This window comes from Spirosoma horti (assembly GCF_054776595.1).
This window is the reverse complement of record NZ_BAAHBQ010000004.1, coordinates 639,879-661,128: the sequence shown is the minus strand read 5'-3', so window position 1 is coordinate 661,128 and position 21,250 is coordinate 639,879. Positions and strand designations below refer to the sequence as shown.

Below are 21,250 nucleotides of genomic sequence, written 5' to 3'. Positions count from 1 at the left end.
TTCCATTCAAACGAAAAGGTGGGTGATCCCGGCATGAAACTAAAGCTTCAACAGACAGACCTATTTGAAGACCGACATCACGGTCAAACCGACGCGGCCCTGGCCGAGATACTCCAGACAGTTGGCGTGGAATCAATCGACGAATTGATTAGCCAGACAGTACCCGATGCCATTCGACTGGCAAGGCCACTGAACCTCCCCGCACCCAAGTCGGAAACAGCCTTTCTGACGGATTTTAAAAAGGTGGCCGGGCAGAACAAAATCTTTAAATCATACATCGGTACGGGTTATTACGATACCCTGACGCCAAACGTTATTCTTCGCAATATCCTCGAAAATCCAGCCTGGTACACGGCCTATACGCCTTATCAGGCTGAAATTGCCCAGGGACGGCTCGAAGCACTGCTCAATTTCCAGACGGTGGTATCGGACCTGACGGGTATGGATCTGGCCAATGCCTCTCTGCTCGACGAAGCTACGGCGGCTGCCGAAGCCATGCACATGCTGTTTGCCATGCATCCGGCGCAAAAAAAATCAGCGACGACATTTTTTGTTTCAGACCGCTGCCATCCGCAAACCATCGACGTTTTGCTGACGCGGGCTACGCCCATTGGTGTTACCGTCCTGATTGGCGACCACCGCACGGTCGACCTGACCAGTGGTCAGATCTTCGGTATGCTACTGCAATACCCGGCCTCGGATGGGGAAGTGTTCGACTATACGGATCTGATTGCCTCCGCGCATGAACTGGGCATTACGGTGGCTGTTGCCGCCGACTTGCTGGCGCTGACGTTGCTAACAGCACCCGGTGAAATGGGTGCCGATGTTGTGATTGGCTCGTCGCAGCGGTTTGGTGTGCCCATGGGCTATGGCGGACCGCACGCGGCTTTCTTTGCTACCCGCGATGCGTTCAAACGGCAGATTCCAGGCCGGATTATCGGTGTCTCGCAGGATGCGGAAGGCAAACCAGCATTACGCATGGCCCTTCAGACGCGCGAGCAACACATTCGTCGCGAAAAAGCGACGTCAAATATTTGCACAGCCCAGGTGCTGTTGGCCGTTATGGCCGGAAGTTATGCGGTTTATCATGGCCCGCAACGGCTTCGCGCCATTGCCGAACAGGTGCATACACTCACCAAAATATTCGCCACAGCACTGCGCTGGAATGGGTACGAGGTGAACACCGAAAACTATTTCGACACGGTTACCGTAACCGTATCAGATACCGAATCGCTGAAAAAATCGGCGAAGGCCGCTCAGATCAACCTGCGTTATTTTGACGATGAGGAGCACGTAGGCGTTTCCTTCGATGAAGCGAAATCCTTGCATGACGTAACCGAATTGCTGACCGTTTTCGGTATCAAAGCCGATATGGATGCTATTCTGGAAACGTTGGAAATTACCTGGCCCGACCAACTTATCCGGCAATCGGACTACCTGACGCATCCAGTATTTAATACCCATCATACGGAGCACGAAATGCTGCGTTATCTAAAATCGCTGGAAGAGAAAGACCTCTCGCTGGTTCATTCCATGATTTCGCTTGGTAGCTGCACCATGAAATTGAACGCGACGGCTGAAATGATTCCGGTTACCTGGCCTGAACTGGGTAAACTACACCCGTTTGCGCCAAAAGACCAGACCACGGGCTATCAGCAAATGTTTGCCGACCTGAACGCCTGGCTTTGCGAGATTACAGGTTTTGCTGCCATGTCACTGCAACCGAACTCGGGTGCCCAGGGCGAATATGCCGGGTTGATGGTCATTCGGGCCTACCACGAAAGCCGGGGCGATTTTCACCGGACTATTTCGCTCATCCCACAGTCGGCGCACGGGACCAACCCCGCCAGTGCCGTCATGGCCGGTATGAAAGTCGTTATCGTCAAATGCGATGAGCGCGGCAATATCGACGTAGCCGACCTAAAGGCGAAAGCCGAGCAATACAGCAATGACCTGTCGTGTTTGATGGTAACGTATCCATCGACACACGGTGTATTTGAAGAAAGTATCAAGGAAATTTGCTCCATCATTCACGAACACGGTGGGCAGGTATACATGGATGGTGCGAACATGAACGCACAGGTTGGCCTGACGTCACCAGCTACGATTGGTGCCGATGTTTGCCACCTGAACCTCCATAAAACATTCTGTATTCCGCACGGCGGGGGCGGGCCAGGCATGGGGCCAATCGGTGTCGCTCCGCAGTTAGTGCCGTTCCTGCCCGGTCATGCCATGGTGCATATTGGGAGTGATCAGGCCATTCATGCTGTTTCGGCAGCACCTTATGGCTCGGCCAGTATACTCACCATTTCGTATGCCTACATTGCGATGATGGGGGGCGAAGGTCTAACGAACGCCACAAAACGGGCTATTCTGAACGCCAATTACATTAAAGCTCGTCTGGAAGGTCATTACGATACCTTGTATACAGGCACCAATGGTCGTTGCGCTCACGAAATGATCCTCGACTGCCGTCCGTTCAAAGCGACGTCCGGCGTTGAAGTTGAAGACATCGCCAAGCGATTGATGGATTATGGTTTCCATGCGCCAACGGTCTCGTTCCCGGTAGCGGGTACGCTGATGATCGAGCCAACCGAATCCGAGTCGAAAGCCGAACTGGATCGGTTCTGCGAGGCTATGATCGCCATCCGGAACGAAATTCGTGAAATTGAAGCGGGCGAAGTAGACCGGACCAGCAACGTGCTGAAACACGCGCCACACACAGCTACAGTTGCCCTGAGCGATAACTGGACGCGTCCTTATAGCCGCGAAAAAGCAGTTTATCCATTGCCACAGGTACGGGCGCGTAAGTTCTGGCCAAGTGTGAGCCGAATCGATTCGGCCTATGGTGACCGGAACCTGGTTTGTTCCTGCATTCCAACGGATGCCTACGCAACGGAAGTGGCTGAGGAAGCGGGTGTAGCCCAACAGGCATAAGGAAATTGTTTATATAACGCGGGTGAAAACCCGTGCTTTGTAATCATCGAAACAGATGCATACAAAGCGCGGATTTTCACCCGTTTTTACTATGAAACAATCCTCAATAAAAACCGATTGTAATCGTTAAAAGTAAGACCCGCCCAAATTTGCATTATCTTGGGCGAGAATCAGCGATTTGCTTTTTTAGCCCTATGAAAACCAATACGTTATCTGTACTGCTCGTGGTGTTAGGTCTGGCCAGCGGACTAACGGGCTGCAATTCGGCCATGCAGGCGTATAAAAAAGGTGTGCGTCATTACGATGCTGGCGAATATAATCTGGCACTGAACCAGTTCCAGAAAGCAGCAAAGGGTACTATCGACCCGGCCCGCCTGAATTATTACACCGCCGAATCATACCGCTTATCGAACCGATTTGGGGAGGCTGTTCCCTTTTATCAGAAAGCCATTGAAGCCGGCACCAAAGAGCCCGATGCCCACTTCAATTACGCTTACGCCCTGAAATCGCAGGGGAACTATGCTGGGGCCCTGGAGCAATTACAGCAGTACGTAGCGAATGCGCCTAAAACAACCGCAAAAGCTACGCTCGACAAGGCCAAACGGGAAGTAGAAACGCTGAAGGCAATTGATGCCATTGCCCAGAATAAATCGCTCATTACGCTCCGCAATATGGGTAACCTGAACTCGCCGGGTGCTGAATTCGCGCCAGTCGTTCGGGGTGAGGAGCTTGTGTTTACGGCCTCCCGCAAGGAAACCGTGTATAAGAACAATGGTCAGCCGATGCTGGGTTTGTATAAAACCAAACTGAATCAAAAGCCCGATGAAACCGGAAATCCGGGTGGCGCATCGGGTGCTCCTGAAGTATTCAGCACCAATGTCTTTCAGGGCGATGTGAACGAAGGAACACCGGCTTTCTCGAAAGATGGAAAAACCATGATTCTGGCGCGGGGCAACAACGGCAAACGGAAAGGGGGCCTCGACGTCGACTTATACATCAGCCGCCTGGGCGATAACAATGCCTGGAGCCAGCCACTGCGTTTGCCAATCAGTGATTCGCTGGCCTGGGATGGTTCGCCCGCGTTTTCGGCTGATGGTAAAACACTTTACTTTGCTTCGAACCGGGCCGGTGGTGCCGGTGGCATTGACCTGTATCGCACCAGCATTGATGCATCCGGTCGTTTTAGTCGACCCGTCAACATGGGGCGTGATATCAATACGCCCGGCGATGAGATGTTTCCGTATGTTGGGGCCAACGCCAAATTGTACTTTGCCTCAGACGGCCATCCGGGTTTGGGAAAACTGGATGTGTTTGTGGCAACGCGTTCGGGGGGTGTTACGCGGGTCGAGAACATGGGCCAGCCCATCAACTCCCCTGCCGATGACTTCGGCCTGATTTATACCGAAGCCACCAAAGGGTATATGGCCTCAAACCGGGGTGGGGGAAAAGGGGATGATGACATTTACTTCTTCCAGGAGGGACCGCCAACCGATACCACGACCATTATCGTGCAAACGCCACCACCGGCCAACGCGCCTAAAATCGTGCGCTACTTTATTGCCGGAACGGTATTGGCAAACGAGACTCCCGCTGCCCCCCTCGATTCGGCACGGGTTCGGATTCTGGACGATGCAACGGGCCAGCCCATTGCCGAAGTCGTAACGGGGCAGCCCGGAACGTTTGGGAAGTATCCATTAACAGAAGGGAAAGACTATACGCTTCTGGCCGAGCGGAAAGGCTACCTGACCCGTCGGGAGCCGTTTACGATGCAGGGCAAAAGCATTCCTGCCGTCTTCCTGACTAAGCCACAGACGGATACAACGTTCAACGTCGATCTGCTGCTCGACCGGTCGCTGCTGAACAAGACCTTTGTGCTTGAAAACATTTACTACGATCTGGATAAATACAATATCCGGTCGGATGCTGCGCCGGAACTTGATAAGATCGTTGTGATTTTGAAAGATAACCCGACGCTCAAACTTGAACTTAGCTCTCATACGGACGTTCGGGCGCCTGATGCCTACAACATGAAGTTATCACAGAATCGGGCCAAAGCGGCCGTGGATTACATCGTATCGCAGGGTATTTCGGCCGATAGGCTGGTGGCAAAGGGATATGGCGAAACGCGGTTAGTCGTTAAAAATGCCAAGACCGAAGAGGAGCACCAGCGCAACCGCCGAACAGAAATTAAGATCCTGGAATTGTAAATTATTCCTTTTAATTAAACAGGCCACTCTTTAACAAAAGGAGTGGCCTGTTTAATTAAAAACCAATGGTCTATTTATTTGATAAGCAGTTTAGCCGAATGCTGTTCTCCATTCAGGTTTACTAATACAGAATATAAGCCTGTCGATAAGGCAATTTGTGGTTGAACGGCTACTTCCTTATTATTGACCCGCCACTGCTTTGTCGGCACGTCGAATCCAAGTAAATCAACAAGTCGTATGTCGGCCGATGCGCCTTCCTGAATCGTTAGCCGGAATGGTTCATTGGCTGCCAGCGGGTTAGGGTAAGTAATGAGTTGATTAAGCTGATCACTGGTACCACGACGAACGGAGATGATACGCGATGTTTCGCTTCGTCCATCCAGGTCAACTTGTATTAAACGATAGTAATTATACCCAACTACCGGAGTTTCATCAGTAAAGGTATAGGTTTGTTTTTCAGAGGTATTTCCAAATGATTTCACTTGGCCAAGCTGTTCGAAATTCTTAACATCTGTGCTGCGCTCTATTAAAAAATAACGGGCATCTTTTTCCCAAGCAGTTCTCCACTCGAGTGCAACGGTATTTTGTTCAAGTCGCCCTGCCCAGTATGTTAAGCTAACGGGTAAAGGCGTATTTTCAACAGCAAATGTACAAGCGGCATTTGCGCTCGGATCGGCAATATTCAAAACAACAATTCGGGGCGCGTTTGCTCCGCAGGCTGTATAACTTCCGGGAGCGCCGGTGGTTACGCCAATGCCCATGAAGCCCTCATTGCCAACTGGCGACCGGTCGTCATTATAGCCGGTGTTGCCGCTGGCGTCGACATTTTGAATCAATATAGCTTCCCGATGGCCCCACGATGCGCCGGTGTCCCGATATAGCCAGTTGAAAATAGCCTGTTCGACTGCAAACGTTGCTCCACCACCGCAGGAGTAATAAATATTCTCAGAACGGCCCATTGTGTACTGTCCCAAACCGTTTCGCTGAAGGCAATTAGTTGGGTAGGTCGCTTCAATGCGCTGGGTAGATGTGGTGCCTCCTGCTCCGGTATGAGTGAATAAATTATTGGCTAATAGATAATCTGAATGTACTTGGGCTGTATTGTCTAACGCCGTTTCAACGCCTTCCAGCGGTTTTCCTAACACGGCCCCGGCTCCATAATTTATGCCTGATCTTGCCTGGCGTTCAGCATTTATTAAATATAACGCTCGTTGATTATCCGACGAAGTGGCATAGTTCGCTGGAAGCGTAAGATTTCCCAGCGAATTAACGGGTAATCCTAATTGAATTTCCTCCGTACGCCGACCCTTATTAAAGGCGGCTACTATCTGAGCAGTTGTAGAAAAAAAAGCAGAGGGTGCAAAATCCGTTTCAACTGAGGCCGTCAGGGCTACGTTGGTTGTTAAGTTGGCAGGTGCCTGAGCATGAACGCCAGTTGAACACAAGTGCAGCCACAGCAACAGGCTAGCAAATGATATGAGATGTAAATAATGCTTCATACTTTTTGAATTAGTTATTCCTACAAATAATATTTACTTATAAGTATTGTAAAAATAGATGAATTTATAAATAACTAAGATAATTTATATACAAATATTATATTTTTGCTTACTTATAGATATATCAAAATATATAATTTCTGTTCACGAGCGCTTAACTAGTCTTATCTTTACCCATTCTCGTTTAAGTCGAATACAGAGATTCACTTGTTTACGAAAACTAGCCTTCTCTATCGTTAGCGAAGGTATAAGGGTTGGTAGCTGAGTAGAAACATTCATGCTAACCCATTGGTTAATAGCAGTATCAATCACCGTATTTTGATTCTTTATGCAATCTGATAGATTACGTCAATTTCTTGTCATGTTCAGTATCATCACGTTAATTGTGATGAACTACCTCTCCAACACTGGAGCCTTTGGGGGGCAAACAAATAGGGTGATTTCCGATAAGTACCATACGCTGATAACCCCGGCGGGCTATGCCTTTTCAATCTGGGGAGTCATTTTTCTGGGCCTGCTGGCCTTTGCCATCTACCAGGGTCTGAATTCCCAGCGGGAAAACCCACGGTTTCGGGCCATTGGGTGGTGGGTAGTCATTAACGCATTTGGCAATGCTGCCTGGAGTCCGCTTTTTAATAACGAACGCATTGGCGTTGCTTTACTGGTTATTCTGGTGATGCTGTTCTCGCTGGTGATCATTGAGCAGCAGTTGCTCGTTCGTCGGGGCGTACGCGGAGTAACGACGCCCCTAATCGATGCGGACCCGGATGCGACATTACCCGAATCGCCAGCTTCACTAGCGGAAACGTGGCTGGCCCGCATTCCCTTTTCGATTTATTTCGGCTGGCTTACTGTAGCGACCATCCTCAACGTAACGGTCTATTTAAAATCGACCGATTTCAGTCTGATGGGCCTTAGCGAACAAGCGTGGGCAATGGCACTGCTCATTGTTGGGCTGGTTGTGGGAGCAATTGTTTTCAATCGATATCGGAGTGTAGCATACATTCTGGTTTTCACCTGGGCTTATGTGGCCATTGCGGCCGAGCAGAAAGGCTATAGCCAGATTCAGCTAATTGCCGGAGCCGGAGCAATTGCTGCAGTTGGTCTGGCCATTTCGGGACTTATTTCAAAGAAGACGCCCGCTTATAGTTGAAACGAACAGGCCTTAAAGTGGCAAAGCCGATATGAATAGTTCTATTCATATCGGCTTTGCCACTTTAAGGCTGTCTACTTACTGAGTATCCTACTCTTCCAGTACCGTGATGCTGTTGATTTTATCGCCCTGCTGAATTTGGTCGATAATGTCCAAACCGTCGACTACTTTACCAAAAACCGTATGATTTCGGTCGAGGTGGGCGGTATTCTGGCGATTATGGCAGATGAAAAATTGTGAACCGCCGGTATTCCGTCCCCGGTGAGCCATGGATAGAACGCCCCGGTCGTGGTACTGGTTTTCGCCAGTAAGTTCACAATCAATGGTATAACCTGGTCCGCCTGCGCCAGTACCCGTTGGGTCGCCCCCCTGAATCATGAAATTGGGAATAACACGGTGGAATTTAACCCCGTCATAGAAACCCTTCTTGGCTAACGTAATAAAGTTATCGACCGCTTTAGGAGCATCTTTCTCGAAAAACTCAATGAGCATTGTGCCCTTGTCGGTATTCATCTGTGCCTTTGGCATAACTGACATCAATTTTGTTTAACACAAAATTACGACGATTTATGCTTCAACCTTACTATTAAATGCTGCCACTGTACACGTACCGCAAGCTTTTTAACCTAAATGAGTAGTAGGTTTTTGAGTATGTATAAATGAATACTATAATTTGCCGAATAATTAATTATGTAAATACTTTGTTATGGAAAAGGTAAAATATATTAAATTGTTGACTGATTACACTGCACTAAAAAGTTAGGGTTATACGAATGCTTCCTCTATTTACAATTTATACTATTTTTCCCAGCGTCTGTATTCATACAGATACACGAGTTTAACCTCAAGCAAATCTATATAGGGTAAGCGAGCCAGTCTATCACGTTCAGACGGCTATACAATCATAAATATCAGCTTAAGAAGAATTATTCATTAAACTATGCTGGCTCACCCGCCAGGTACCTTGATCATGAATCAACGCAATGGGAGTATAGATGTTTTTCGGTTTCTGGGAGCTTGTTTAGTTTTTTTATGTCACAGTATTTACCTGGATTGTACCCCGATACTAGACTTGTTGGGCTTATCGGGGCGATGGGTCGTTCCCTTCTTCTTCGTTGTTGCTGGCTATTATTTTCAGAAAAGCTATGCTGCACGACCGGCCCAGGCTTTTCCCAAAACGGTTAAAAATCTGTTGTTTGTCACCTTCTTCGTTAACGTAATTTATCTTCTATTTACGCTGCTTACCGAAGGCACGATTAAGCCGTTGCTTACCTACTTTACCTTACTAACGGGAGTTTATTTTCATCTTTGGTTTCTAACCTCCATGGTGCTGGGGTATCTTGTGCTTTGGTTCCTGCTACAGTTTAAGTTAGATAAGTTACTGCCGCTGGTGGTCGTCGTTAGTTTACTAATAATTTTGATTTTCATCCCCTACAATTATTTGCTGGGCCTGCGACCTCATCCAATATATGCCCGTTCTTTCTTGTCAGTTCCTTTCTTGTCCCTTGGTTTTTTAATTTCAAAGCATGCGCTGGACAAACGTGTGTCCAAACTGACTGCCTACCTGTTGATTATCATTGGCATTGGCGCTCAGCTGGTGGAGGTGTGGTTCTTCTCAAGCCTTATGACCGACGCCGTCAGGGTGAATTTTTTGGCAGGAACCTTACCGCTTGCGGTCGGTATTTTTCTGTTATCTCTACGGTTGTCTATCTCTCCTGATTCACTGCTTAGCTACTATGGAAGACGATATTCCCTGCCGCTTTATCTGTATCATCCTGTTGTCAACCTTATTTTTTACCGGATCTTCGCCAACGCAATGGTAACGGGTGGATTCATTTATTGGGTTAGTCCATTTGTTGGCTTAGGCATTTGCCTGATGATCCTGATAAGCCTCGATAAGTTTGCTCCGGCCGTATTTCGGGGTTTATGTGGTGATTTTAGTCGACCTAAGTATAAAGTCGATGAAAAAGCCGCTAGCGTATCGGCATCACAATAAAGTAAAAAGCAAAATCGCTTGAATAAGGCGCGATCAGGTCAGACTGAAACACCAAAGTTGTATCGATCCCAGCACGACGGCAGTCTGCTGCCGAAGACGATTCCCCATACTTCTTTACTGCATCCCGTATTCCTGCGGAGAAGAGTAATTTATTCTTTGAATAAGTCAATTTATTCAATTCGATTTCTGGAATAATACAACTAAATTGCCTGTCGTTAAACGGGTTGTGGTAGCGCACGAAGAGTGTCTCCCCATTTTTCTGTAACCAGCGTCGAGAGAATTGCCGTTTTAGAAAGTAGTACGCTCGACTGGTGTTGCCGCAATAAATGCCTTTGTCTAGCCTATCTCTTTTGCCAGCGTGGAAACTCAATCGATACCCTACTACGACAACTTGCCGGATTTTTTGAAGGCCGTAAAGTCTATTGACTCCACGAACCGCTGTTTTGGGATCTTTCCGTTCGAACAGTTTGGCGGGCCGGGCGAAATAATCCCGCCTTTTCGCAGCAGCACCTACGTAGCCGCTCTGGTAACGGAAGGCAGCGGGACAATTCATCTCGATGGGGTGCCTTACCGCGTTCAGCCAGGTACGCTGTATTTCCTTCGGCCCTGGACGGTTCGGTCAATTCACAAAGAAGATCAATGGCATGGCTCCGTGCTGATGTTTACGGCTGAATTCGTGACCAAACGGTCCATGCTCTCCGACCCTATGCAGGAGTACCCTTTTTACAGAAAAGGAGCTCAACCCCTAATTTACATCAAGTCAGATGAGGCCAGTGAACTGGCGCATCAATTTGAACTCATTACGGCTGAATCTAGCCACCCGACGCGTTCTAAACCGGATCGGCTGGATTTGATTTACCATTTACTTCAGGCGTCGCTGATTAAAAGTCGCCAGATCTACCGCCAAACGCTCTCGGCCATTGACTATTCGCAGCCCGTATCCCTGGTCGAACGGTTTCAGAGCCTGTTGCAAATGTATTACTTGCCCGATCCTAATCAGGAGTCTACCGTCTTGCTGACTGTTCATGAAGCGGCTAACCGGCTGCACATACATCCGCACTACCTCAGCGATATATTGAAAAAATATACGGGCAAAACGGCGCTTCAACATATTCGGGAGCGGACAGCGTTTGAGGCTCAAAACCTAATTCGGAATACAAACCTCACCGTAGCCGAAATAGGCTATCAGCTTCACTTCGATGACCCGTCGAATTTTACCAAATTCTTCAAGAGTATAACGGGTATAACCCCTCGTGCCTACCGCGAAAAGCAGTATACGTTAGCCGCATAGATCAAGGATAGCTGGTAATTTTTATATCCCAGGTTTTCCTATCTGCAGTTTTTACCAGTGAATCTACAAAACGTACCTGTTGCGCTGCATGGCGTATTCCTAATTTTGACCCGTTGCGTCGGTAGCCTTGATGCTTAACGCTGTAGCTACTAATTACTTACCTGATTCATCATGTGGATTGTTCGCCTGGCACTTGAAAAGAAATATACCATTGCCGTAATGGCGCTGCTCATTATGATTATGGGCGGTCTGGCGGTCACGCAAATGCCAACCGATATCTTTCCCCGAATCAACATTCCGGTAGTTTCGGTGATTTGGGGATACAGCGGTCTGTCTACCAATGAAATGGAGAAAATGATCACCAATTTCTCTGAAACCTCCCTGATTAACAACGTTAGCGATATTCAACGGCTCGAATCGCAAACGTATAATGGCACGGCTGTCCTAAAGATTTTTTTTCAGCCATCGGTTAAAATAGAGGAAGCACTGGCGCAGGTAACGGCTATCTCGCAAACGATTCTCCTTCGAATGCCGCCCGGCACCCAGCCACCGCTCATTGTGCGGTATAATGCCACAGATGTGCCTGTGCTTCAACTCGGCCTTTCATCCGATAGCCTAACCGAAGCCCAGATCACCGACTACGCGCAGACGAGGGTACGCCCGCAGATTTCAACCGTGCCGGGAAGCCGTCTGTCGCAGGCTTTTGGCGGGAAAACCCGGCAGATTGCAGTCGACCTGGAGCCCGAACAACTGCTGGCTTACAATGTTACCCCCGAAGAAGTAACGAATGCCGTAGCGGCTCAGAACCTGACGTTGCCGGGCGGTTCATTACGACTGGCCGAACGCGAATATAACGTCCGGTTGAATTCCAAGCCGGATGTGATTACGACGCTCAACGATATTCCAATCAAAACAATCGGCGGTACAACCGTACACATGCGCGATGTCGCCAATGTACATGATGGAGCCGCCGTACAGGCTAACATCGTTAAGCAGGATGGGAGCAAGGGCGTGCTGATGCGGATCGTGAAAACGGGGAATGCATCGACCACCGAAATCGTCGACAAAATAAAGAACCAGATTTTACCAACCGTACGCGCGGCTGCTCCGTCCAATCTTCGTATCGAAGCGTTGTTTGACCAGTCTGTTTTTGTGCGGGCGTCCATCAAAGGTGTATTAGTGGAAGGAATGATTGCGGCTTTGCTGACGGCGGGATTGATTCTGCTATTTCTGGGAAGCTGGCGCAGCACGCTGATTGTCGCTATTTCTATTCCGCTGTCGATTCTGGCCTCGCTGATTGTGCTGTATCTGCTGGGAGAGACACTCAACATTCAGACATTGGGCGGGCTGGCCCTCGCCATTGGTATTCTGGTCGATGATGCCACGGTAACCATCGAGAACATTCACCGGAACGAAGAGTTGGGCATGCCCTTGCGGCAGGCGATTCTGGAAGGTGCGCAGCAAATTGCGACGCCAACGCTGGTATCGACGCTGACAATCTGTATCGTCTTTACATCGGTGCTGTTTTTGGAAGGCCCCGCACGATTCCTGTTTGGCCCGCTCGCCGAAGCGGTGGTGTTCGCCATGCTGGCGTCCTACATTCTCTCGCGGACATTGGTTCCGGCACTGGCTGATCTGATGTTGAAAGGCGAGTCGCAACATGGACATGAGGTAACGACTAAGCGACCAAACGCTTTTGCCCGATTCTATAACCGGTTCAATGCGGGTTTCGAACGGTTTCAACTACGCTACATGCGGGCGCTGGAATGGGTGCTGAACAACCGTCGGATTGTGTTGGGGACGTTTCTGGTAGTGATTGTTTTTACGGGTGTATTATTGCCCTTTGTCGGTCGCGATTTCTTTCCGCAGGTCGATGGGGGACAGATCAGGTTGCACCTGCGGGCACCCGCCGGAACAAGGCTCGAATCGTCGGAGCTGATAGCCGCCCAAACCACCGAGATTGTGCGTGAGGTGATTCCGGAGGCCGAAATAAGCTCGGTTATCAGCAACATTGGCCTGACGTCGGAACGCTACAACTTTTTCTTTTCCGATAACTCATCCGCCAGTTCTGCCGATGCTGAGTTGTTGATTTCACTCGCAGAAGAGCGGTCGCATCCAACCATCGATTACGTACGGGAATTGCGGGCCCGCTTACGCGAAGAAATGCCCGATGTTACATACTTCTTTCTGCCCGCCGACATTGTAAGCCAAATCCTGAACTTTGGTCTGACGGCCGCCATCGACGTGCAGGTGTCCGGGTTTGACCGGGCGAATAACTTGAACGTTGCCCGTGAGATGGAAGCCAGAATTGCGCAGGTACCAGGCGCTGTCGATGTCCATTTACACCAGGTACTGAATGCGCCCGAATTGTTTCTGAATGTCGACCGGGAGCGCGCCGGGCAGTTTGGCCTGACAGAACAGCGGGTGGCCACTAACCTGAACATTTCGCTGAGTGGAACCGGCCAAACCCGACCCAATTTCTGGCCTGATCCGGTTAGTGGCTTTCCGTATATCATTGCGGTGCAAACACCCCCTTATAAACTGGATTCCTACGATAAACTGCTGCAGACGCCCATCGCTGCGGGACAAACCGAACGAGCTACTCCGCAGCTACTCAGCAATGTGATGACCATGAAGCGCACCACAGCGCCAGTGATCATCAACCGGGTCAATACCCAACCGACATACGATGTCTATGCATCGGTCGAGAAAACGGACCTAGGCTCCGTTGCTAAGGCCCTGGAAGAGATTACGGCTGAATATAAAACACAACTAAAACCAGGCAATGTCGTCTCGATTCGGGGACAGGTCGAAAGCATGGAAAGCGCCTTTAGCCGACTGGGGCTGGGTATTGTTTTTGCGGCTTTGCTGGTCTATTTGCTGATGGTTGTAAATTTTCAATCGTTCCGGTACCCATTTATTATCATCACCGCTTTGCCGGGAGCCTTGTGCGGCATGGTCTGGATGCTGTTTCTAACGGGAACAACTTTTAGCATTCCCTCGCTGATGGGTGCGATTATGAGCGTCGGTGTCGCCACTGCAAATAGTATTTTGCTGGTCAGCTTTGCCAAAGATCATCTGCCCGAAGTAGGTGGCAATGCCTACGAAGCGGCACTTGAAGCGGGCCGGACGCGGCTGCGGCCAATTCTGATGACCGCCATTGCCATGATCATCGGCATGTTGCCCATGTCGCTGGGTTTGGGCGAAGGGGGAGAACAAAATGCTCCATTGGGCCGCGCCGTTATTGGTGGTTTGCTGCTGGCTACGTTTACCACACTTTTGTTTGTTCCTGTCGTCTTTAGCTACCTGGCCCGGAAGCCCAAAGAAGATAATCAAGTGTCAACTGTTGTCTAATGAGTCTCATTTATCATATCGTTTCAGCCACCGACTGGGCGACGCAGGAAAGCCAGCCCAGTTACGAAGCCGCCAGCTTGCAGACCGAAGGGTTTATCCATCTGTCGACAAAAGAGCAGGTAGCTGGAACATTAAACCGTTATTATCAACACGTGCCGGACTTATTGCTTCTGCATGTCGATACCGATAAGCTGACCAGTGATCTGCGTTATGAACGAGCTACCAACCAGGAATTATTTCCCCATTTGTACGGGCCGCTTAACAAAGAGGCCATCGTACAGATAGAAACTTTAGACGGTCAATAACACCTATGAAAGCACTCCGTATACTCATTCCTGTACTACTGCTCGTGGCAGTATTTGTCTTTTTCGGTGTAATGCCGCGCATTCGCAATACGCAGGAACTGAAAGCCGCTGTCTGGGAAGAAAAGAATCGCGATCCTATCGTGAACGCCGTTCCGCTAAAGCACTCGTCGGATACGACCGGATTGACGTTACCGGGCCAGATTCAACCCTTTCGACAAACTCCGCTTTATGCCCGAACGCAGGGTTTCCTGCGTCGCTGGTATGTCGATATTGGCGGAAAAGTAAAGCAGGGACAACTGCTGGCTACGATCGATGCACCCGAACTCGATCAGGACATTGCCCGCGCCAAAGCCGATCAGCAACTGGCACAGGTCAATCTGGACCGGTTGCAGAGCGTTCAACTGCCCGGTGCCATTGCGCGGCAGGACATTGATACCCGTAAGTCGGCCGTGACCGTGGCACAGGCCAATCTGGGTCGGCTGGAAGCGCTGAAAAATTTACAACAGATTCGGGCACCCTTCAGTGGGATCATTACCAGCCGGACCGCTGAAAACGGCACCATCGTTTCGCCGGGCACCGGGCAGCCACTGTTTACCTTGTCGGAAGTAGGTTCACTGCGTGTCTTTGTCGATGTACCGCAAACGTATTATCAGTACATGAAAATTGGTATGCCCGCTACGGTCGTTATTCCTGAATTGAAAAATCAGACTTTTAAGGGGACGGTTATGCATACATCGGGAGCGTTGCGGAACGATTCCCGAACATTATTGGCCGAAGTAGTTATTCCTAACCCAAAGCAAGGGTTACCTTCGGGGCTGTATAGCCTGGTTAAATTTGATATGATTGGTACCCAGGCCCCCGTTCTGATTCCGGCCAACGCCTTACAGATAACTGCCGAAGGGCCGCGGGTTGTCGTTGTCGATGCGGGGCAACGTGTCCACTTTGTTCCAATTACGCTGGGCCGCGATTATGGCACAACGCTGGAAGCCGTGAGCGGTTTGACAGGCCAGGAACTTGTCGTTACAAACCCCAACGACCGGTTGCGCGATGGGCAAAAAGTAAGATTTCGTAAGGCCGTAGCCGGCAAAACAATAGCTCAGCGATGATCAAATGTCTTAGTAGTGTTTTAATTTTTAGTCTGTTCGTTGTGCAGGTCAATGCACAAACTACTCCCCTGAATGCTCCCGGTGGTTCCGTTACGGTTCAACCCGGTGCCGGTCCTGCCAATGCACCGGGTACGGTGCAGCCACAGGGACCCGGTCCGGCCGGTAATGCTGTACCAGGAGCAATGGTAACGGCCATCGACATCAGCCCAACGTTAACCGTTAGTGGTTTTCGGCGGTTCAGTGACCCTATGCTTGAATCGTTGATTCAGTTGGGACTGGATAATAGTCCTAACATTCGGGCTGCCCTGAGTCGGCTGGAAGAATCCAGGATTCGACTGCGGGTGGCGCAATCGTTTTTGTCACCCTCCCTGCGAAGCTCGGCGCTGGTTACGACCCAGAGTTTGTCGGAACGTCGGCCGCTCTCTGTTGCTAATCAGTCGGATTTACTGCCGCGTTTCCAGCTGAACACGTTTCAACTATTGCCAATCGATGCCAGTTATGAACTGGATTTGTTCAAACGGATTCGGGGTGGCATAACAGTCGCCACTTTACAGGCCCAGGCCAGCGATGCCGATTACCTTTCGTTCCGGCTTTCGCTGGCGTCTGATATTGCCCGGACGTACATGCTCATTCGGGGAAATGATGCCGAGCAGGCGGTTTTTCGGCGGAATATTCAATCGCGGGATACCACGCTATCCATTCTTCGGGAGCGTTTCCGGGTCGGATTGATTAATCAGATCGACGTGCAACGGGCCGAAACCGATTATGCCGGTTTGCAGGTGACGCTCAAAGGTCTGGAACGGGCTCGTGTCGAACTTGTGAATGGGTTAGCGCAACTGTGCGGACAGGACCCTACGGCGTTTTCAATTCCATCGGGAGCGTTGCCGACTGCCTTGCCGACTTATCCCTACGCCAGCGTTACCGCCGATCAACTCCAGCGCCGACCCGATCTGGTTCAATACATCCGGCAGAATCAGGTGGCTGCGGCCCAGGTAATTCTTCAGCAAGCCAGCACGCAGCCACGGGTTACGCTCATTGGCTCTGGCGGTATTTTGTCGGGTAAAATTGGGAACTGGATTACGCCCAGTGCGGGTACCTACATTGTGGGCGTCAATGCGTCGGTGCCGATTTATGAAGGGCATCGGGCCCGGCAGAATATCGCGCTGGCCAAGCAGCAGACGCAAACAAATCAGCAAATTTATCTACAGGCTCTTCAACTGGCTCAGCGCGATGCTGAAACGGCACTCGATAATTTGACTTTGCTGCGGCAGCAGCTTGATTTACAGGCGCAAACGCTGGCTCTGGCGCGCCGGACGGAGCAATATAACCGCGAATTATATGTCCGGGGACTGGCTACTTATCTGGAAGTACTCGATGCGCAACGGACTGTTTTAACCACAGAACAGCAACTGGTACAGCTCCGTAGCCAGGAAGTTCAGTATGCGGTAGCCCTCCTTCGAACAATTGGGGGCGACTATTAGGTTTTATAAGGTGTAATCGATGTGTTGGTTTTTTTTGTATACTATAAAATATAATTATAAACTTTATAGATACTTTTAATTCTATAATAAAACTGGCACTTCTTAAATCAACTTTATAGTGGCATTTTTGCCATAAATTAGTCTAGCATCCATGAATCATACCTATGTAATAATCATGGCAGGGGGCGTCGGAACGCGATTCTGGCCTTTCAGCCGCACGAGTTACCCGAAGCAATTCCATGATGTGCTCGGCACAGGCCGAACCCTGCTGCAACAAACCGCCGATCGCTTTGATGGCGTTTGCCCGCCCGAAAATATTTATATCGTTACCAGTTCGCTTTACAAAGATCTTTGTCAGAAGCAGCTTCCGCAGCTTTCGGATGATCAGGTGTTATGCGAACCTATTGCCCGCAACACAGCCCCCTGTATTGCATACGCTTGTTACAAAATTGCCCAGCGCGATCCGGAAGCAAACATTGTTGTTGCTCCCGCCGATCATATCATTCTGAAGGAAGAAGAATTCAAGCGAACCATTCAGTCGGCTCTTGATGCGACCAAAGATCAGGATATTTTAGTAACGCTGGGTATTCAACCGAGCCGTCCCGACACGGGATATGGGTATATTCAATACATTACAGAATCGGGAAATACGGCCCAAAGTCCGGCTCCCCGGCGGGTAAAAACCTTTACCGAAAAGCCACACCTTGAACTGGCACAACAGTTTGTGGAAAGTGGTGAATTTGTCTGGAACGCCGGTATCTTCGTCTGGAATGTACAATCGATAATCAAGTCGTTTGAAAAATACCTCCCCGAAGTTGCCGAGATTTTTGCGGAGGGAAATGATGTTTATTATACCGAACGGGAAAAAGCTTTTGTCGATAAGGCCTACTCGCTCACAGGAAGCATTTCCATCGATAACGGGGTGATGGAAAAAGCCGACAACGTTTATGTTGTGTTGAGTGATTTTGGCTGGTCGGATCTTGGCACCTGGAAATCACTTTATGAAGTCTCCGATAAGAACGACGACCTCAATGTGATTGACGGGCACATCATGTTGTACGACACCAAAAACTGCATCATCAAAACGCCAAAAGATCGGTTGGTGGTGGTAAATGGTCTGGATGGCTATATCGTGGCCGAGTATGATAATGTACTGATGATCTGCCGCAAAGAAGAAGAGCAGAAAGTAAAGAGCTTTGTGGCCGATGCCAAAGAAAGAGGCATGGAGTTTGTATAGATCTCATGGGTCAGTTTAACTATATGGCTCCGGCCATGTAATCCGATCATCGGGTTGCGTGGCCGGAGTCACTATGAAAGGCCAGCTCAATCAACTGAACAGAGTTAAGTAAAGCAATGGCGAAAGCCCTCCGTTCGTTAGCTTTATGAACGTCTATCTACCTCGTGAAAAAAACAGTCTACCTTAGTCTGGCTCTGCTGCTGGCAAGCCTTCTTATCGAGTGTAAGGATACCACGGCCAGTTTCTCTCCCGGACCGGGCGATTCCCGCATTACGGGCACCTGGCGGCTGGTAGAGCGTTACTTTTCCAAAGATTCGGCCAATTCGATCCTTACCGAAGTTCTCGTTAGCCGGCACGATACCGTTCAGGTTACGGTGGGCGGTCAGGTTATTAAGAAGGACTCACTCATAACGGAGAAAGATACTGTCTTTGTCAAGCGTGATACATCGTTTTATACCACGAAACAGTACACGCCCACACCGGCTCAAACCCTAACCTTCGGTGCCGATGGTCAGCTAGCGCATAATGGCAGTGAGATGACCTATTATGCGCCAATCAAGTATTATCGGGTCGATGCAACATACCCCGATAGTCTTTTTATTAGCTTCTTCATCAATACCAACCGGGCTACAACACCATTTCAGCAGCGGTTGGTGGTGCAGCAGGATATGCTGATGTTACTGACCAATTGCAATCAGGCGCAACCTTGTTATTCGAAATTTGTACGGGTTAAGTGAGGAAACCTGCGAATTTGACTGCATTTTTGATCCTACGATCATCAAACGTCTCTTTTGTAAGTATGGGTTTCGCGCGAAGTAAAGCTGGCTTTCTCCTTGTAGTTTTATTCTGTTTATCGGCTGGCTGGCTATCGGCCTCGGCGCAGTCCCGATTGACAATCCCTCAATTACGTGAACAGGTAGCGCGTGAATTGAGTAAGCAGCCCGGCATTTTCGCGGTCGCTTTCAAGGATTTAGCGACGGGGAAAGAGCTACTGATTCGGGAGCGGGAGGTGTTTCATGCGGCCAGTACGATGAAAACGCCCGTTATGATTGAAGTCTACAAGCAGGCTGCTCAGCACAAACTGGCGCTGTCGGATTCGATAACGATCAAGACCGAATTTAAAAGCATTGTCGACGGTAGTACGTACAGTTTGCACGCCACAGAAGACAGCGACACGAACATTTACAAAGAAGCTGGGACGAAACGTACACTGGAGGCCCTGGTGTATGACATGATCATCGTGAGCAGCAATCTGGCGACCAACCTAGTGATCGAGCGCGTGGGGGCACAGAATGTCACGCAAACCATGCGCGAGCTGGGAGCCAAAGACATTCAGGTCCGGCGGGGAGTCGAAGATAACAAAGCGTTTGCGCAAGGGCTCAATAATACGCTAACAGCTTATGATCTGATGGTGATTTTTGAGAAAATTGCCACTGGAAAAGCGGTGAACGCACAAGCCTCGAACGCCATGATTAAGACGTTGCTCGATCAGAAATTCAATGATGCTATTCCAGGCAAGCTACCCAAAGAAGTGAAAGTAGCCCATAAAACGGGCGCTATTGCTGGTATTCGGCACGATTCCGGTATTGTTTTCCTGCCTGATGGCCGAAAATATGTTCTGGTACTTTTGTCGAAAGACATCAAAGATGATAAGGCCACGATAGCCACGATGGCAACCGTGTCGGAAATGATTTATACGTACGTTAAGCAGGGATAATGTATGTACCCACGGGCTTCAGCCCGTGTTTAACGTAAGAAGAACTACGGGATGAAGCCCGTAGGTACATTTCTCTTCAATACACTTTCGCCAGGGCCCGCACGGGAAACGTGCCAACTCCTTTGAACTTGGGGGGCGTTGCACTAAAGGTAAAGCCTGTCGTGGGCAGTGAGGCCAGATTGCACAGGTGTTCAACAATAAGTATTTCGGCTCCTAATAAGGTGGTATGCACCGGGCGACTTTTGCCCGTTGTGTCATCGATGTTGTGCGAATCGATACCAACCAGTTTAGCCCCGCAGTTCCGCAGATACAAGGCGGCATCGGCAGTCAGAAAGGGGTGATGTTCATAATAAGTTTCTGTATTCCAGAAGTCAGACCAGCCCGTATAGATCAGGACGGCCCGGTTCCTGATTTCGTACTGTTGCAGATGATCTGCCGTAATGGCCAGCGTATTGGTGTATGGCACGTGAATAACGGTTCCTTCCAGATCGGTAAAGGCATCAAGGCCAATTTCCGACAAATCCTTTCCGTGCTCGTACCGATGAAAGGGGCAATCCAGATAGGTGCCGGTATTGGTCACCATCTCAATTTTGCCAATCTGGAACTCGGTTCCCGCTTCATAAAACTGGCGGGAGTTTTCGCGGCTCAGGTAATCGCAGACAATGGGAGCGGGCAACCCTTTGTAGGTAACGAGGCCCTCTTCGATGGTATGGCTCAAATCGATCAGCTGGTTTCGTTGGCCGGGTGAGGCCACCGGCCTTCGTTTGTGCGCTTCGGCGATGATCTCCTTATTGAAAATACGAGTTTGGCCAACCATCAGCAGCCGCAAATCGGCGATGACATAGTTGGCCAATGCCTGATCGGAAATGTCTTCGCCGTCAATGTCGAGCCGGAAATCCTGGCCAGTCAAACTGCCGCCATTTGTAAAATGAATTTCAAAATCGAATCGTACCCGTTTTTGCATCTT

Annotated in this window: 15 protein-coding genes; 12 read left to right on the top strand and 3 right to left on the bottom strand. The window is 49.6% G+C overall.

Going from position 1 to position 21,250, the window contains the following annotated elements:
- Positions 1 to 33: 33 nt before the first annotated feature.
- A complete protein-coding gene (gene gcvP, locus ACYVAM_RS14435) occupies positions 34 to 2,937 on the top strand; it encodes an aminomethyl-transferring glycine dehydrogenase (protein ID WP_461068097.1) in 2,904 nt (967 codons plus the stop codon).
- A 194-nt stretch (positions 2,938 to 3,131) separates the two neighbouring features.
- Positions 3,132 to 5,144 (top strand): OmpA family protein, encoded by a 2,013-nt coding sequence (locus tag ACYVAM_RS14430; RefSeq protein ID WP_461068095.1) that lies wholly within the window; start codon positions 3,132 to 3,134, stop codon positions 5,142 to 5,144.
- Between the two features lie 74 nt (positions 5,145 to 5,218).
- Here the strand turns inward: ACYVAM_RS14430 and ACYVAM_RS14425 are convergent, their stop codons facing one another.
- Complete coding sequence (locus ACYVAM_RS14425; RefSeq protein ID WP_461068093.1) at positions 5,219 to 6,643, bottom strand: hypothetical protein; 1,425 nt, start codon at positions 6,641 to 6,643, stop codon at positions 5,219 to 5,221.
- Between the two features lie 328 nt (positions 6,644 to 6,971).
- Between ACYVAM_RS14425 and ACYVAM_RS14420 the strand changes: the two genes are divergently transcribed.
- Positions 6,972 to 7,796 (top strand): tryptophan-rich sensory protein, encoded by an 825-nt coding sequence (locus ACYVAM_RS14420; protein WP_461068091.1) that lies wholly within the window; start codon positions 6,972 to 6,974, stop codon positions 7,794 to 7,796.
- 90 nt (positions 7,797 to 7,886) lie between these two features.
- Here the strand turns inward: ACYVAM_RS14420 and ACYVAM_RS14415 are convergent, their stop codons facing one another.
- On the bottom strand, positions 7,887 to 8,324 hold the full coding sequence (locus ACYVAM_RS14415) for a peptidylprolyl isomerase (protein ID WP_461068089.1): 438 nt from the start codon (positions 8,322 to 8,324) through the stop codon (positions 7,887 to 7,889).
- Positions 8,325 to 8,766: 442 nt separating this feature from the next.
- Here ACYVAM_RS14415 and ACYVAM_RS14410 point away from each other — a divergent pair, with 442 nt between their 5' ends.
- From ACYVAM_RS14410 to ACYVAM_RS14370, 9 genes are all read left to right on the top strand, one after another.
- Complete coding sequence (locus ACYVAM_RS14410) at positions 8,767 to 9,792, top strand: acyltransferase family protein (protein ID WP_461068087.1); 1,026 nt, start codon at positions 8,767 to 8,769, stop codon at positions 9,790 to 9,792.
- Positions 9,793 to 10,150: 358 nt separating this feature from the next.
- Positions 10,151 to 11,083 carry a helix-turn-helix domain-containing protein gene (locus tag ACYVAM_RS14405; RefSeq protein ID WP_461068085.1) on the top strand — a complete coding sequence of 311 codons (933 nt, stop codon included), beginning with the start codon at positions 10,151 to 10,153 and terminating at the stop codon, positions 11,081 to 11,083.
- A gap of 171 nt (positions 11,084 to 11,254) precedes the next feature.
- The gene (locus tag ACYVAM_RS14400) at positions 11,255 to 14,437 is read left to right on the top strand and encodes an efflux RND transporter permease subunit (RefSeq protein ID WP_461068083.1); all 3,183 of its coding nucleotides are present in this window, start codon (positions 11,255 to 11,257) and stop codon (positions 14,435 to 14,437) included.
- Entirely contained in the window at positions 14,437 to 14,742 is a 306-nt protein-coding gene (locus tag ACYVAM_RS14395; protein WP_461068081.1) for a DUF952 domain-containing protein, read from the top strand. The genes ACYVAM_RS14400 and ACYVAM_RS14395 overlap by 1 nt, the downstream gene beginning before the upstream one ends.
- Positions 14,743 to 14,747: 5 nt before the next feature.
- Positions 14,748 to 15,848: an efflux RND transporter periplasmic adaptor subunit gene (locus ACYVAM_RS14390; protein ID WP_461068079.1), complete on the top strand. Its 1,101-nt coding sequence runs from the start codon at positions 14,748 to 14,750 to the stop codon at positions 15,846 to 15,848.
- Positions 15,845 to 17,329 (top strand): efflux transporter outer membrane subunit, encoded by a 1,485-nt coding sequence (locus ACYVAM_RS14385; RefSeq protein WP_461068077.1) that lies wholly within the window; start codon positions 15,845 to 15,847, stop codon positions 17,327 to 17,329. Before ACYVAM_RS14390 ends, ACYVAM_RS14385 begins: the two co-directional genes overlap by 4 nt.
- A 151-nt stretch (positions 17,330 to 17,480) precedes the next feature.
- A complete protein-coding gene (locus ACYVAM_RS14380) occupies positions 17,481 to 18,566 on the top strand; it encodes a mannose-1-phosphate guanylyltransferase (protein WP_461068075.1) in 1,086 nt (361 codons plus the stop codon).
- Between the two features lie 164 nt (positions 18,567 to 18,730).
- Positions 18,731 to 19,303: a hypothetical protein gene (locus tag ACYVAM_RS14375; protein ID WP_461068073.1), complete on the top strand. Its 573-nt coding sequence runs from the start codon at positions 18,731 to 18,733 to the stop codon at positions 19,301 to 19,303.
- A gap of 62 nt (positions 19,304 to 19,365) precedes the next feature.
- Positions 19,366 to 20,283, top strand: a complete 918-nt coding sequence (locus ACYVAM_RS14370; RefSeq protein WP_461068071.1) for a serine hydrolase — start codon at positions 19,366 to 19,368, stop codon at positions 20,281 to 20,283.
- Positions 20,284 to 20,359: 76 nt separating this feature from the next.
- Here ACYVAM_RS14370 and ACYVAM_RS14365 read toward each other — a convergent pair whose 3' ends face one another.
- Positions 20,360 to 21,247: a cyclase family protein gene (locus ACYVAM_RS14365; protein WP_461068069.1), complete on the bottom strand. Its 888-nt coding sequence runs from the start codon at positions 21,245 to 21,247 to the stop codon at positions 20,360 to 20,362.
- Positions 21,248 to 21,250: the final 3 nt, after the last annotated feature.